This window comes from Nonomuraea sp. NPDC001684 (genome assembly GCF_053596515.1).
The window spans coordinates 21412-34628 of the sequence record NZ_JBSFGJ010000051.1 but is presented as its reverse complement, the minus strand read 5'-3'; the positions used below and the strand labels follow the sequence as shown (position 1 = coordinate 34628).

Below are 13217 nucleotides of genomic sequence, written 5' to 3'. Positions count from 1 at the left end.
CGTCGGTGCGGGTGTCGCGGGCCAGGTAGACGCCGCCGCCGTTGGAGAAGTGCAGCACGCTCTCGATCCGGTACGGCAGCCCCTCCATGGTCACCGCGTTGCGCGCGGCCAGGTGGGGTTCGAGGAACTCGGGCAGCGTCGTCCAGGGCGGCACCGAGAACGTCGCGCCGCGCACGTCGGGGATCAGCTTGCCGTCGCCGTCCTCGACGGCCAGCACCCGCTCCCCGGACGGGGACAGGCAGTGCCGCTCGGCGAACCCGCCGTACCGGACGAACATCGGCCCGTCGCCGTAGCGCAGGTCGCTCAGGATGTACGGCCCCTCGACGCCGCGCAGCAGCTCGTCGAGCTCCTTGAGCACGAGTTCGAGCTGCCCCTCGTCCCGGGGGTAGATGGTGACCAGCTTGCCGCTGGAGGCCCGGGAGGCGGCCTTGGAGTTGACCATGACCAGCACCGCCGGGCCGCGCAGGAACTTGAAGGCGACCCCGCGGGGCACACAGTAGTCCCACACGGTGTCGACGACCTTCTCGGCGTCCTCGACGCGGGCCGACACGTGGATCTTCCAGCCCTGGGTCGGCAGGGGCGCCTCGCCGGTGGGCATGTAGTACGCCCAGGTGTCGCTGAGGTCGTGGGCCCAGCCGTCGGGGACGAGCCGGCGCAGCTGGGCGAAGTCGACGTCCGCCGCCGTGCTGTGGTCGGGAGTGTCGTAGAAACACTGGTCCACAAGGCAGTAGAGCTCGTACTTGTCCATTTGGCGCGGCCCTCCGAGGCGGTGTGCTTAGAGCCTGCCGCACCCGCGCCGGGTCGGACTAGTAACACGCAACATAAGCCATATATGGCTATGAAATGTGCTTTGATGCGTTTTTCACAAATGGTAATTATATGCGCGGGGCATAAACGCTGAACGAGAATTCCCCGCTGCGCGACGTGGACGCCTCCAGCCAGCCGCCCACCGCCGAGACGCGTTCGGCCAGGTTGAGCAGGCCCTGACCGGCGTCTCCCGGCCGGCGCGGCGGGCGCACGCCGTCGTTCCTGATGGACAGGCGGACCACATTGTCGCGTTCCATGAGCTGGATCCAGCACTGCCCGGCCTCGGCGTGCCGCAGCACGTTCGTCACCCCCTCCCGCAGCGCGTGCGTGAGGGCCTCCTCCACCTCGGGGTGCAGGTCACGGCAGGCCACCCTGATCTGGCAGCGCACCCGCGCCGACTCCAGCAGCGCCCGCGCCGAGCCCAGCTCGGCCGCCAGCGAGGAGCTGCGCAGACGGCCGTGCGCGACGGCCCGGACGTCGGCCGACAGGTCCCGCAGCAGTTCGAGCGTCTCGCCCACCTCCTGCCGGGCCTTCTCGTCGCCCTCGGCCACCAGCCGCTGGATGAGCTGCGCCTTCAGCGTCAGGACGGTCAGCCGGTGCCCGACCAGGTCGTGCAGGTCGCGGGTGAAGCGGCGGCGCTCCAGCGTCACGGCCTGACGCATGACGTCGGTACGGGCCCCGGACAGCCGGCGCACCCGGGCCAGCAGGCTCAGCAGCGCGAACTCCACGACGCCGATCAAGGGGGTGACCAGCGCCCACACCGGCTCGACCTGCCACGAGCCCGGCGCGGCCAGCAGCACCGGCCCGCACGACAGCGCCAGCGCCACCAGCACGAGCGACCTGATCCGGGACGCGACCACGAGCAGCGCGCCGGCCAGCAGCCCGCACACCGGCGTCCAGGCCGGCCCGAGCACCCCGAGCGGCACGTACGTCAGCCACGCCTGGACGGCCACCAGCCACCACGAGCCGGCCCGCCGCACGGGCTCCTCCAGGACGAACCTGCCGTGCAGCGTGAGCAGGACGGCCAGCGCCACCGACCCCTCGACCACCAGCCCCGACCCGGCCAGCCCGGCCTGCACCGGGATCACCAGCCCGAGGCCCCCGGCCACCAGGCCGAGCCCGCCGGCCCAGCCGGGCGACGTCAGGACGTGCGCCTTGGAACGCAATCGAGGCGCCGGGCCACGGCGTGTGGCGTCCACCTCACCCCCGGTGTGCGGTTGACGTGACGGGACAGTACGCGTGGCGAGTGCGCTCACCGCTCCCTCGTTCCTCTAATCGACCTGACACGGCCACCTTGTGTAAAGACCGAGGCCGCTTCCGGACACGCTGACTTCCCACCCCACAAGGGGTTAGGCAGTTCATATCAGTCATAGGGTGTCGGTATGGATTACATGCGACTTGGCACCACGGGTATGAAAGTTTCTCGCATCTGTTTGGGGATGATGAGCTACGGCGATCCGGCGCGCCAGGAATGGGCATTGCCGGAGGAACAGGCCGAGCCGATCATCCGGCGGGCCGCCGACGCGGGCGTGACGTTCTTCGACACCGCCGACATCTACAGCCGCGGCCAGAGCGAGGTCGTCACCGGCGCCGTGCTGCGCCGGATCTTCCCCCGCCGCGAGGACTACGTGCTGGCCACCAAGGTCTACTTCCCGATGGGCAGGGGCGCCAACGACGGCGGACTGTCGCGCAAGCACATCCTCGCGGCCGTCGACGCCTCGCTCGCCCGGCTCGGCACCGACTACGTGGACCTGTACCAGATCCACCGGTGGGACGACGAGACGCCCATCGAGGAGACCATGGAGGCGCTGCACGAGGTGGTCAGGTCGGGGCGGGCCCGCTACATCGGCGCGTCCACGATGTGGGCCTGGCAGTTCGCCAAGGCCCAGCACGTCGCCGAGGCCAACGGCTGGACGCGCTTCGTCTCGATGCAGAACCACTACAACCTGCTCTACCGCGAGGAGGAGCGGGAGATGCTGCCCCTCTGCGCCGACCAGGGCGTGGGCGTGATCCCGTGGAGCCCGCTCGCGCGCGGCGTGCTGGCCAGGGCGGGCGCGGCCGGCCCGGCGGCCTCCGCGACCGCCAGGACCGGCTCCGACGCGCGCATCGACTTCCTGTACGACCCCGACAACGACCGGCGCATCCTCGACCGGGTCGCCCAGCTCGCCGCCGAGCGGGAGCTGCCGCCGGCCCAGATCGCCCTGGCCTGGCTGCTGCACCAGCCGGGCGTCACCGCGCCGATCGTCGGGGCCACCAAGGACGGGCACGTGGACGACGCCGTGGCGGCCGTCGGGGTGGAGCTGTCGGACAAGGAGCTGGCGTTCCTGGCCGAGCCGTACCGGCCGCGGGAGGTCAGGTTCTGAGCACCGGGATTGTCGGTCGGAGATCCTAAGGTAGGGGCATGCGGGCTAATGAGGAGGCGGCGGCGGCGCTGCAGGAATACGCGGAGCTGTTCGCACTGAGCGGCGGCGACGCCTTCCGGGTGCGGAGCTACCAGAAGGCGGCCAAGGCGATCGCCGGGTTCCCCGAGGACATCTCGGAGGTCGACGTGCGCGGCGTCCCCGGCGTCGGGGAGGCCATCGCCAAGAAGATGGAGGAGTTCCTCCAGCGCGGCAGCTTCCGGCAGCTCGACGACCTGCGGGGCCGCGTGCCCGAGGGCGTGCGGCGGCTCACCCGGGTGCCCACGCTCGGCCCCAAGACGGCCATCATGCTGTTCGAGGACTACGGCATCGACTCCACGGTGGCGCTGGCCGAGGCCATCACCTCCGGCCGGCTCGACGGCGTCAAGGGCCTCGGCCCCAAGACGCTGGCCAACCTGCTCAAGGGCATCGAGCAGCTTGAGCAGGCGGGCCGCCGGGTGCACATCGGCGTCGCCATGGCGCTGGCCGAGCAGATCATCGGCTCGCTCAAGACCGAGCGGGTGGCGTACGCGGGGTCGCTGCGGCGGATGAAGGACACGATCGGCGACATCGACATCCTGGCGGTGGCGCCCGAGTCGATCATGGCCGACTTCCGCGCGCAGCCCTACGTCGCCGACGTGATCGCCGCGGGCGAGAAGAAGACCTCGATCCGCACGACCTCCGGCGTCCAGGTCGACCTGCGCCTGATCCCGGCCGGGTCGTGGGGCGCGGCGATGCAGTACTTCACCGGCTCCAAGGAGCACAACGTGGCCATCAGGGAGATGGCGGTGAAGAAGGGCTGGAAGCTGTCCGAGTACGGGCTGTTCGAGGGCGAGCGGGTGATCGCCGCGGAGTCCGAGGAGGACATCTACGAGGCGCTCGGCATGCAGTTCGTGCCGCCGCCCATGCGGGAGGACGGCGGCGAGGTCAAGGCGGCGCTGCGCGGCGAGCTGCCGGTGCCGGTGGAGCTGGCCGACCTCAAGGGCGACCTGCACACCCACACCGACCTCACCGACGGCATCGCCTCCCTGGAGGACATGGTGGCCGCCGGCGCCGCGCGCGGCTACTCCTACTACGCGGTCACCGACCACGCGCCCGACCTGGCCATGCAGCGCATGACCCTGGACAAGGCGCTGGAGCAGCGCGGGCGGGTGGCGGAGCTGCAGAAGAAGTATCCGCGCATGCGCATCCTGCACGGGTCGGAGCTCAACATCGCGCCCGACGGGTCGGTCGACTGGCCGGGCGAGGTGCTGCGCGAGTTCGACGTGTGCGTGGCCTCCGTCCACTCGCACTTCGGCATGTCGCGGGAGGAGATGACCCGCCGGTTCATCACGGCCTGCGAGAACCCGTATGTCGACATCATCGGCCATCCGACCACCCGGAAGATCGGCAAGCGGCCGCCGGTCGACGCCGACTGGGACGCCGTCTTCCGGGCGGCCGCCCGTACGGGCACCGCGATGGAGATCGACTCCTACCCCGACCGCTCCGACCTGCCGGCCGACCTGGTGCGGCTGGCCAAGCACCACGGGGTGAAGTTCTCCATCGACAGCGACTCGCACGCGATCCCCCACCTGGCCCACCAGCGGTTCGGGGTCGGGATCGCGCAGCGGGCCTGGCTGACGAGCGACGACGTCATCAACACCTGGCCCCTCGACCGCCTCCTGGCCTTCCTGGGCCGCTGACCCACCGCCCCATCCCACACCGGGGTGGGGGTCGGGCGCTGGCCCGAATCAGGGTTCGAGGGTCGGGCACGGCCCGTGGTGGCGTGCTGAGCAGGCATTGTGTGCGGCCCGCGCTGTGTGGGGTCGGCGCGGCCGATGTTGGTGTGCGCCCCCGCGTCGGGGTGCCGGTCGGGTGCGGCCCGCACCCAGCGCGGGCCGCACCCGAGCCTCGACGGGGGCATCCGCCGCAGATGGTCGCGGCCCTGCTCCAGGAGCGGGCGTCCACCAGAATTCTGCTCTCAAATCCGGACTTAACACCATAAATCAGCACATTTGCCGCAACCGTGGAGTGGCGCCGCTCCAAGGAGTGTGGGCTGGCCTACACACCCGGCGCGCGGCCGAGCGGCACGCGCCGACCCCTCCGACGGACAACACGCGTACGGCTCCGCCGCGCGAGCAGCGCACCCAGACCCTTCTGGCGCCCGCGCGGACTACGTGCACATGGGCCCCGCGGGCAGCGCGCACGGCCTCACATGCGGACGGCGTACGCGGGCCCCCTCCCGAGGCGTACACAGGCCCCTCCCACGGACGGCATGCACACGGGCCGTGCCCGCAGGCGGTGCGCGCACGGCTCCGCCCGCGGACGGCGTGTGCAGCCCTCCCCCTACTAGCCGCCGTACCTGGATGGCTTCATTCGGCCAGGCGCGCCCGGACGACGCCGTCACTCGCCGACTCGGCCGCCGTCCGGGCCCCGGGCCGCAGGACCGGCAGCCCGGCCCGCAGCCGGTCCAGGAACTCGTCGACGTTCAGGCAGCGGTCCTCCGCGTCGACGACCTCGGGCACGAACGCCTCGACGATGCCGTCCCCGACGGCGAAGTCGGCGTCGTCGTCATCGTCGTCGTAATTGTTCACCCAGCGCCCGCCGGGGGCGTACACGTCCATGGCGTGGTCGTAGTCGATCACCCAAGGGGTGTCGACGGTCCCGGTCCGCAAAGAGCCGTGGTTGTACCAGCCGTAGACCAGGTGGGTGAAGGCGCCGTCGTGGATGTAGATCTCCGCTTCGCCGCCCTCCAGGGTCTCGGCCTCGGTGTGACCGCCGACGTACAGGCCGGGCCGGTCCTCATGGAGCGCGATCGGGCCGTTGACCTTCAGGTCGCCGGTGACCACGATCAACTCGACGTCGCCGCCGCGCAGTTCGTTGATGGCGTCCAGGAAATCCCCGTCGAGGGTGAGGTCGCCGTCGAAGAACAGCACCTCGTCGTAGCCGGGCGACGCTCCCGCACCCTCGAACACGGCGGACAACGCGCCGCCCAGACGGGCATCGGCATCGGCATAGGACAGGGATGCGGCGATGGCGGATATCGGCATGGGGAAGATCGTAAGTCCGTGTACTGACAATCCGGCGTGCGGCGTATGCGGGGTTCCTCAGGAAGTGTGCGCGTGGCCCCGCCGACAGATGGCGCGCGCACGGTCGTCTCGGCAGATGACGCGCACAGGAGCCCTCCTGTGGTCGGTGCGCCAGGAAGCCGGTCCGGCAGCCCGCGCGGCACCCGTCCGGTGGAAGGGGACAGGGTCCGGCTGGTGGCGGGACAGCGCCCGGCCGTTGGCGGGTGTGCGCGTAGATCCTTCTGCTTCGCTAGCTTGGACGGCGATGGAGGACAACCAGCCCCCGCGCCCCGCAGCCCCGGACCCGGCCGCTGCGCCCCGGCCCGCCGACCCCGCCACCGGGCCAGCCCGCGATCCGGCCACCCCTCCCGCCGCCGCGCCTGATTCCAGCAAGGGTTTCGCCACCGCCGGTGGTTCCAGCAACGGTCCCGCCGCCGGTGGTTCCAGCAACGATCCCGCCGCCGCTGATTCCAGCAACGATCCCGCCGTCGGGGCGCCGGGCGGTCCTGCCGGGGTGTCCGCGCCGCGCCTCAGGACGGGGCGTCGGGGGCGGCGAGTGTGGAAGGTCGTCGTCGTCGCGCTGGCCGGGCTGGTGGTCGCCGCCGTCGGCGGGGTCGCCCTGGCCTATCCCTCGCTCGCCGCCACCACCTGCCCCGGCTGCTACGGCCTGATCGAGCTGAGCCCGGGGGTGCACGTCGAGGACGGCCTCACCCCCGCCCAGCGTGAGCGCGTCGGCGAGGTGGCCGACCAGGCCGCCCGCCGGGTCACCGCCTTCTACGGCGGCCGACTGAGCTCCCCCGGCCTCCTGGTCTGCCTGACCGAGGCGTGCTACCGGCGCATCGGCGGCGGCCAGGAGCGCGGCGTCGCGGTGCTCAACCGGTCGGTCATGCTCTCGCCGCGCGGCCTCGACCCGGTGATCGCCTCCCACGAGATGTCCCACGTCGAGCTGCACGCCAGGCTCGCCTCCTCCGCCGAGGTGCCGCAGTGGTTCGACGAGGGGCTGGCGGTGGTGGTCTCGGGCGACCCGCGCTACCTGGCCCCGGAGTCCGCGCCGGACCGCTGCCTGGTGGCGCCGTCCGGGCCGCTGCCGGTGACGCTGGAGGAGTGGCTGCGCACGGCGAGCGCCGACCCCGCCACGTACGCCAGGTCGGCCTGCCAGGTGAGCCGTTGGCTGGGCGAGAACGGCGGCCGCGCCGGGCTGCTCGGCCTGGTGACCAGGCTCAACGCCGGCGAGCCCTTCTCCGCCCTCGTCCGGACGCGCTGACGAACCACCTCGAAAGGCACGGTTGCCGCACCCGTGCCGCTGGGTAGGTCTTCGTACGGCTGGAACGGTCCCAGGATCGGGACAGCATTCGGCAAGCACGCGCACGCGGAGACAGCGCGAGGAGATTAAATGGTTTCCAGGTAGGAAATACGTCTTGCGAGAGGTGGCTCCCATGAAGCAAGTCGCGGCGACGATCGTCAAACCGCTGCCCGACCACCTGTTCCGGGTCCACGACGGGAACGCGGAGATGCGGTGGGAGGCGATGTCCGGGGTCGGCTACCACACGCCGAACGACCGCTTCTTCGTCCGGAACCACACCTCCACCCCGCTGATCGACGCCGCCGGGTGGCAGCTCCACCTGCACGGCGCCGGGCTGCGCGGGCCGCGCGCCTTCACCTACGACGAGCTGCTGTCGATGCCCTCGCGCACCCACGACGTGGCCATCGAGTGCGCCGGCAACGGCCGCGCGTTCTACGGCACCCAGCAGGGCGACCCCGCGCCCGGCACGCAGTGGGGTCTCGGGGCCGTCGGCGTGGCGAGGTGGCGCGGCGTGCCGCTGCGCGACCTGCTCGCCGAGGCCGGCCTGCGTCCCGAGGCCGTGGACGTGCTGCCCACCGGCCTCGACGCGCCCTTCGAGGACCACGGCCACGTCCGCCGCCCGCTGCCCGTCGCCAAGGCGGTGCGCGACGTGCTCGTGGCGTACGAGATGAACGGCCGTCCGCTGCCGCCCGACCACGGGTTCCCGGTGCGGCTGGTGGTGCCGGGATGGGTGGGGATCGCCTCCATCAAGTGGCTGGGCGACATCGAGGTCTCGACCAGCAAGCTGTTCACGCCGTGGAACACCGTCTTCTACCGGGACGTCGCGGCGCAGCCCGTGAAGAGCGCCTTCGAGCTGCCCTGGGACGCCCGGCTGCCGATCCGCGGCCCGCACGCCTGGCGCGGCCGTCCGGGACCGCACGTGCTGCGCGGCCGGTCGTGGTCGGGGCGCGGGCGGATCGTCGCGGTCGAGGTCAGCTTCGACGGCGGGCAGTCCTGGCACCCGGCCGAGCATCACGGCCCGCACCTGGTCGGGGCGTGGTTGCCGTGGCACGTCCAGTGGGCGCCGAAGCACACCGGGCCCGCCGTGCTGATGGCCAGGGCCACCGACGAGACCGGCGCCACCCAGCCGCTGCGCACGCCCAAGCACCCCTTCGGCTACTCCTTCGACGCGGTCGTGCGGCATCCGGTGCAGGTGGTCAACGGATAGATAAGTGTCACGAACGCGGCTGAGCTGGCCGTTCATCAGAAAGTGGTTCGGAGGTGTGCATTTCATCTGAAAGACTCTCGCGGAAACGTTACGGAAATGACACCGTGCGAGGCTTTCGCACAAGACGAAGCACCCGTCGAAGCAGACGTCGAAGCAGACGTCGAAGAACGCAACGAAGAAGGGAGAGCAGATGCGCCAGCTGACCCCGTTGGACGCCCAGTTCCTCCATGTCGAGTCCGAGACCACCGCGGCGCACGTCGCCGGGCTGGCGGTCCTCGACCCGGCCGGCGGCGCGGTGGACCGGGACGCGCTGGCCGAGCTGCTGCTGGACCGCGTCCACCTCTCCCCCGCGCTCAGCCTGCGCCTGGTCGAGGTGCCGTTCGGGCTCGACCGTCCCTACTGGTGCGCCGACCCGGACTTCGACCTGGCCAACCACCTGTTCGAGACGACGCTGCCGGCGCCCGGCGACGACGCCGCCCTGGCCGGGGCGGTGGCCGCGATCCACGAGCGCCGGCTCGACCGGTCGCGTCCGCTGTGGGAGATGCACCTGATCAAGGGGCTGGCGGGCGGCCGGGTCGCCGTCTACACGAAGGTGCACCACGCGGCCATCGACGGCGTGTCGGGCGCGGAGACCCTGGCGACCCTGCTCGACCTGAGCCCGGAGGGCGTGCGGGAGCGCGGGCCGCGCCCGGCGCCGCCGCGGCAGGACCCGCCGGGCCTGGTGGAGATGCTGGCCGGGGCCGCCGTGCGCTCGCTCACCCATCCGGTGCGCGCCGCCCGCTCGGTGGTCAGGGCCGCGGGCGACCTCGACGCGATCCCGCTGGCCGGCGCGCTGCCCGGCGCGCAGACGATCGCCAGGGCCGCCCGGCTGGTGACCGGCGACCAGAAGCAGCGCCCCGAGCTGCCGGGGCTCACCGCGCCGCGCACGCCGTTCAACGGGCCGATCAGCGCGCGGCGGGAGCTGTCGTTCGGGTCGGTGCCGCTGAAGGAGGTCAAGAAGGTCGCCAAGGCCAACGGCATCAGCGTCAACGACGTGGTGATGGCGCTGTGCGCCTCGGCGCTGCGGTCGTGGCTGGACGAACGGGACGCGCTGCCCGCCGAGCCGCTGGTGGTGGCCGTGCCGGTGTCGGTGCGTACGGGCGGCGCCACGGACGTGGTCGGGAACCAGATCTCGGCCATGGTGGCGCCGATGCCGACGAACGTCCCCGACGCCGGGGAACGGCTGCGGGCGGTCGGCGAGACCATGAGCAGGGCCAAGCGGCGCTTCGCCGTCGCGCCGGCGAGCTGGCTCGGCGAGCTGTGCTCGCTGCTGCCCGCGCCGGTCACCAGCCTGGCCACCCCGGCGATCTTCCGGCTGGCCGGGACGGCGTTCCCGCCGATCAACCTGATCATCAGCAACGTGCCGGGCCCGCAGTTCCCGCTCTACATGTGCGGCGGCCGGGTGCTGGCCTACTACCCGCTGTCGGTGCTGACCGACCTGTCCGGCGGCGTGAACATCACCTGCTTCTCCTACGACGGCATGCTCGACTTCGGCATCGTGGCCTGCCCCGAGCGCGTGGACGACGTGTGGGGCCTGCTCGGCCACCTGCGCGACGCCCTCGACGAGCTGCTAGCCGAGGGCGTGGGCGATGAGTTCGGCGACGGCGTCGGGGTCGATCTGGTGACCGGTTAGCTGGCAGAGGTTCTCCTGGTAGAGCAGCACGGCGGCGAACGTCGCCGCGGCCACCTCCAGGCGGGCCGCGTCGCCGCGCGTGCCGGGCAGCGCCAGCTCCAGCGCGAACCTGGCCCTGCTGATCAGCTCGCCGTTGAGCCGGCCGAGCCGCTCCTTGACCGAGCCGTGCGTGTCGGCCTCGCGGAACAGGATGCGCCGCATCGCCGGTGAGGCCCGCAGCGGCAGCCCGCGCGCCAGCCGGGCCAGCGTGCCGGCCGGGTCGCCGGGCACGGCGTCGACCTCCCGGCCCTCCTCGACCAGGGTGCGCTCGTCGACGAGGGCGACGAGCACGTCGATCTTCCGCGGGAAGTAGTGGAAGATCAGCCCTTTGGGGACTCTCGCGAGCCTGGCGATCACCGCGGTCGGAGTGGCTTCGTAGCCGCTGCCCGCGAACAGTTCCTCGGCCGCGTCCAGGATGCGCGTGCGCGCGTCACCGATCGACACAGCTCGCACCCTAACGCCACCTGCGGCTTCGTCGCCATCCCGCCGGGGCGAGAGCCTGCTGCCCTCCGACCGCCGTGTAGGATTGAGACGTAAATGTCTCATATTTGACGGAGTTGTCTCATGGTGGTGAGCCGGGAGCAGATCATGACCGCGGCGATCCAGCACCTCAACGAGCATCCGGCCGCCTCGATGGCCCAGCTCGCCGAGGCGGTGGGGATCAGCAGGGCCACGCTCCACCGGCAGTTCAGCAGCCGGGAGGAGCTGATGACGGCGCTCGGCCACCGCGCGCACGACCGGTGGCACGACCTCCAGGTGCGCGCGGACGTGCCGGCCGCCGCCGCCTCCGACGACCCGGGCGTGCTCCGCCGGGCCCTGGAGACCCTGCTGGAGGGGTGGATCGACGTGGCCGACGAGTACGGATTCGGCCTCACCGACTACGCGATGGCCGTGCACCCGGAGCTGCTGCGCCGCGCCGAGGAGCTGGAGGAGCGCGAGATCGCGCTCTTCGCCGCCGCCCAGCGGGCCGGCCTGCTGCGCGCCGACCTGCCGCCCCGCTGGATCAGCAACACGGTCTACGGCCTGCTCGTGGCCGTCCGGGAGAGCCTGCGACGCGGCGACGTCGCCCGCCGGGACGTCGCCAGGCTGCTGCGGGAGACGTTCCTGACCGGCGCGGGCGCCGGGGGGTGGTCGTGATGACGGTCACCGGCCTGTCGGCGCGCCGGCGGTGGGCGGGCCTGGCCGTGCTGTCGGCCAGCGTGCTGCTCGTGGTCATGGACATGACCGTGCTGAACGTCGCCCTGCCCGCGATCACCGAGGACCTGCGGCCGACCTCGGTCGAGCTGCTGTGGATGGTCGACGCGTACTCGCTGGTGCTGTCCGGGCTGCTGGTCACGGCGAGCGCGCTCGGCGACCGGTGGGGGCGCAAGCGCATGCTGCTGGCCGGGTTCACCGTGTTCGGGGTGGCCTCGACGGCGGTGCTGCTGGCCGACTCGGCCGCCGAGGTGATCGCCGTGCGGGCGCTGCTCGGGGTGGGCGGCGCGATGATCATGCCGTCCACGTTGTCGATGATCCGTAACCTGTTCACCGATCCGGGCGAGCGGGCCAGGGCGCTCGGCGTCTGGTCGGCGATGGCGGCGATGGGCGCGGCGCTCGGCCCGATCCTGGGCGGGTTCCTGCTGGAGCACTTCTCCTGGCAGTCGGCGTTCCTGGTGAACGTGCCCGTCATGGCGGCGGCCGTCGTCGCCGGGCTGCTCCTGCTGCCCGAGACGCGCAACCCCAGGCCGGGCCGGTGGGACGCACTGGCCACCGTCCTGTCGATGGCGGGCATGGCCGCGCTGCTGTACGCGGTCAAGACGTTCGGCAAGGACGGCCTGACCTCGCCCGCCGCCCTGGCCGCCACGGTCGTCGCGGCGGTCGCGCTGGGCTGGTTCGTGGTGCGGTGCGCGCGCCGGCCCGATCCGCTGCTGGAGATCAGACTGTTCCGCAGCGCGCCGTTCTCGGCGGGCGTGGTGACGGCGCTGACCACGTCGATCGCGATGGCCGCCGTGCTGCTGCTGCTCGCGCAGTGGATGCAGCTCGTCCAGGGGTACGCGCCGCTGGAGACGGGGGTGCGGCTGCTGCCGGCCGCGCTGGCCGCGCTGATCGCCTCGCCGCTCGCGCCGGTCCTGGCCGAACGCGTCGGCGCCCGGACGGTGCTGACGGGCGGGCTCGCGGTGACGGGGCTGGGGTTCCTGCTGGTGTGCCTGGCGCCGGAGCCGCTGGGCTACTGGCCGGTCGCCGTCGCGCTGGCGCTGATCGGCGCGGGCAACGGCGCGCTGGCCATCGCCTCGGCGGTGATCATGGCCGGATCGCCGCCGGAGAAGTCGGGCAGCGCGGCGGCCATCGAGGAGACCAGCTACGAGGTGGGCGCGGCGCTCGGCGTGGCGGTGCTGGGCAGCGTGGCCGCCGCGGTCTACCGCAACGCCCTGGACTACGCGGGCCCCGGCGCGGACGCGGCGCGCGAGTCGCTGGGCGGCGCGCTCGACGTGGCCGCCGAGCTCGGGGCGCAGGGGGCGCGGCTGGTGGAGACGGCCAGGGCCGCCTTCACCGACTCGCTGGCGCTGACCTCGGGGGCGGGGGCGGCGCTGATGCTGGCCGGCGCGCTGGTGGTCTGGCTGCTCACCCCGCGCGACCCCCGCCAGCTCAAGCCGCTGCTGGCGGCGGCGGAGCTGGAGCTGAGCGGGGAGGAGCTGACCCTCCTCGACGAGGCCTCCCGCCCCTGACACCACGAACCAGGGTGGCAGGCGGCCCCGGGCCGGCA

The 13217-nt window shown here is 72.3% G+C and carries 11 protein-coding genes; 7 read left to right on the top strand and 4 right to left on the bottom strand.

The genetic code is table 11. The features are described from left to right. Nucleotides 1-748, bottom strand: a 748-nt coding sequence (locus tag ACWCSD_RS13220) for a class III lanthionine synthetase LanKC N-terminal domain-containing protein (RefSeq protein WP_449914692.1), incomplete at its 3' end; no start/stop codon positions are given. Nucleotides 749-875: 127 nt separating this feature from the next. After that, nucleotides 876-1973 carry a sensor histidine kinase gene (locus ACWCSD_RS13215; protein WP_449914689.1) on the bottom strand — a complete coding sequence of 366 codons (1098 nt, stop codon included), beginning with the start codon at nucleotides 1971-1973 and terminating at the stop codon, nucleotides 876-878. Between the two features lie 216 nt (nucleotides 1974-2189). On the opposite strand from ACWCSD_RS13215, the gene ACWCSD_RS13210 reads away from it, so the two are divergent. Together ACWCSD_RS13210 and polX are read left to right on the top strand one after the other, a co-directional pair. Continuing rightward, nucleotides 2190-3170 carry an aldo/keto reductase gene (locus ACWCSD_RS13210; RefSeq protein WP_397163901.1) on the top strand — a complete coding sequence of 327 codons (981 nt, stop codon included), beginning with the start codon at nucleotides 2190-2192 and terminating at the stop codon, nucleotides 3168-3170. Nucleotides 3171-3208: 38 nt separating this feature from the next. Further along, nucleotides 3209-4888 (top strand): DNA polymerase/3'-5' exonuclease PolX, encoded by a 1680-nt coding sequence (gene polX, locus ACWCSD_RS13205; protein ID WP_449914685.1) that lies wholly within the window; start codon nucleotides 3209-3211, stop codon nucleotides 4886-4888. 669 nt (nucleotides 4889-5557) lie between these two features. Here polX and ACWCSD_RS13200 read toward each other — a convergent pair. Beyond that, nucleotides 5558-6235, bottom strand: coding sequence for a hypothetical protein (locus ACWCSD_RS13200; protein ID WP_449914682.1), 678 nt, complete (start codon nucleotides 6233-6235; stop codon nucleotides 5558-5560). A 283-nt stretch (nucleotides 6236-6518) separates the two neighbouring features. Here ACWCSD_RS13200 and ACWCSD_RS13195 point away from each other — a divergent pair, with 283 nt between their 5' ends. From ACWCSD_RS13195 to ACWCSD_RS13185, 3 genes are all read left to right on the top strand, one after another. Then, complete coding sequence (locus ACWCSD_RS13195) at nucleotides 6519-7517, top strand: hypothetical protein (RefSeq protein WP_449914680.1); 999 nt, start codon at nucleotides 6519-6521, stop codon at nucleotides 7515-7517. A 172-nt stretch (nucleotides 7518-7689) separates the two neighbouring features. Next, the gene (locus tag ACWCSD_RS13190; protein WP_358285304.1) at nucleotides 7690-8763 is read left to right on the top strand and encodes a sulfite oxidase; all 1074 of its coding nucleotides are present in this window, start codon (nucleotides 7690-7692) and stop codon (nucleotides 8761-8763) included. Between the two features lie 190 nt (nucleotides 8764-8953). Next, on the top strand, nucleotides 8954-10435 hold the full coding sequence (locus ACWCSD_RS13185) for a wax ester/triacylglycerol synthase family O-acyltransferase (protein ID WP_397163892.1): 1482 nt from the start codon (nucleotides 8954-8956) through the stop codon (nucleotides 10433-10435). Here ACWCSD_RS13185 and ACWCSD_RS13180 read toward each other — a convergent pair. Continuing rightward, the gene (locus ACWCSD_RS13180; RefSeq protein ID WP_397163891.1) at nucleotides 10373-10918 is read right to left on the bottom strand and encodes a TetR/AcrR family transcriptional regulator; all 546 of its coding nucleotides are present in this window, start codon (nucleotides 10916-10918) and stop codon (nucleotides 10373-10375) included. The two genes, ACWCSD_RS13185 and ACWCSD_RS13180, sit on opposite strands and share 63 nt — an antisense overlap. 120 nt (nucleotides 10919-11038) lie before the next feature. Between ACWCSD_RS13180 and ACWCSD_RS13175 the strand changes: the two genes are divergently transcribed. Together ACWCSD_RS13175 and ACWCSD_RS13170 are read left to right on the top strand one after the other, a co-directional pair. After that, nucleotides 11039-11611 (top strand): TetR/AcrR family transcriptional regulator, encoded by a 573-nt coding sequence (locus ACWCSD_RS13175; RefSeq protein WP_449914675.1) that lies wholly within the window; start codon nucleotides 11039-11041, stop codon nucleotides 11609-11611. Further along, the gene (locus ACWCSD_RS13170; RefSeq protein ID WP_449914672.1) at nucleotides 11611-13179 is read left to right on the top strand and encodes an MFS transporter; all 1569 of its coding nucleotides are present in this window, start codon (nucleotides 11611-11613) and stop codon (nucleotides 13177-13179) included. Before ACWCSD_RS13175 ends, ACWCSD_RS13170 begins: the two co-directional genes overlap by 1 nt. Nucleotides 13180-13217 lie beyond the last annotated feature (38 nt).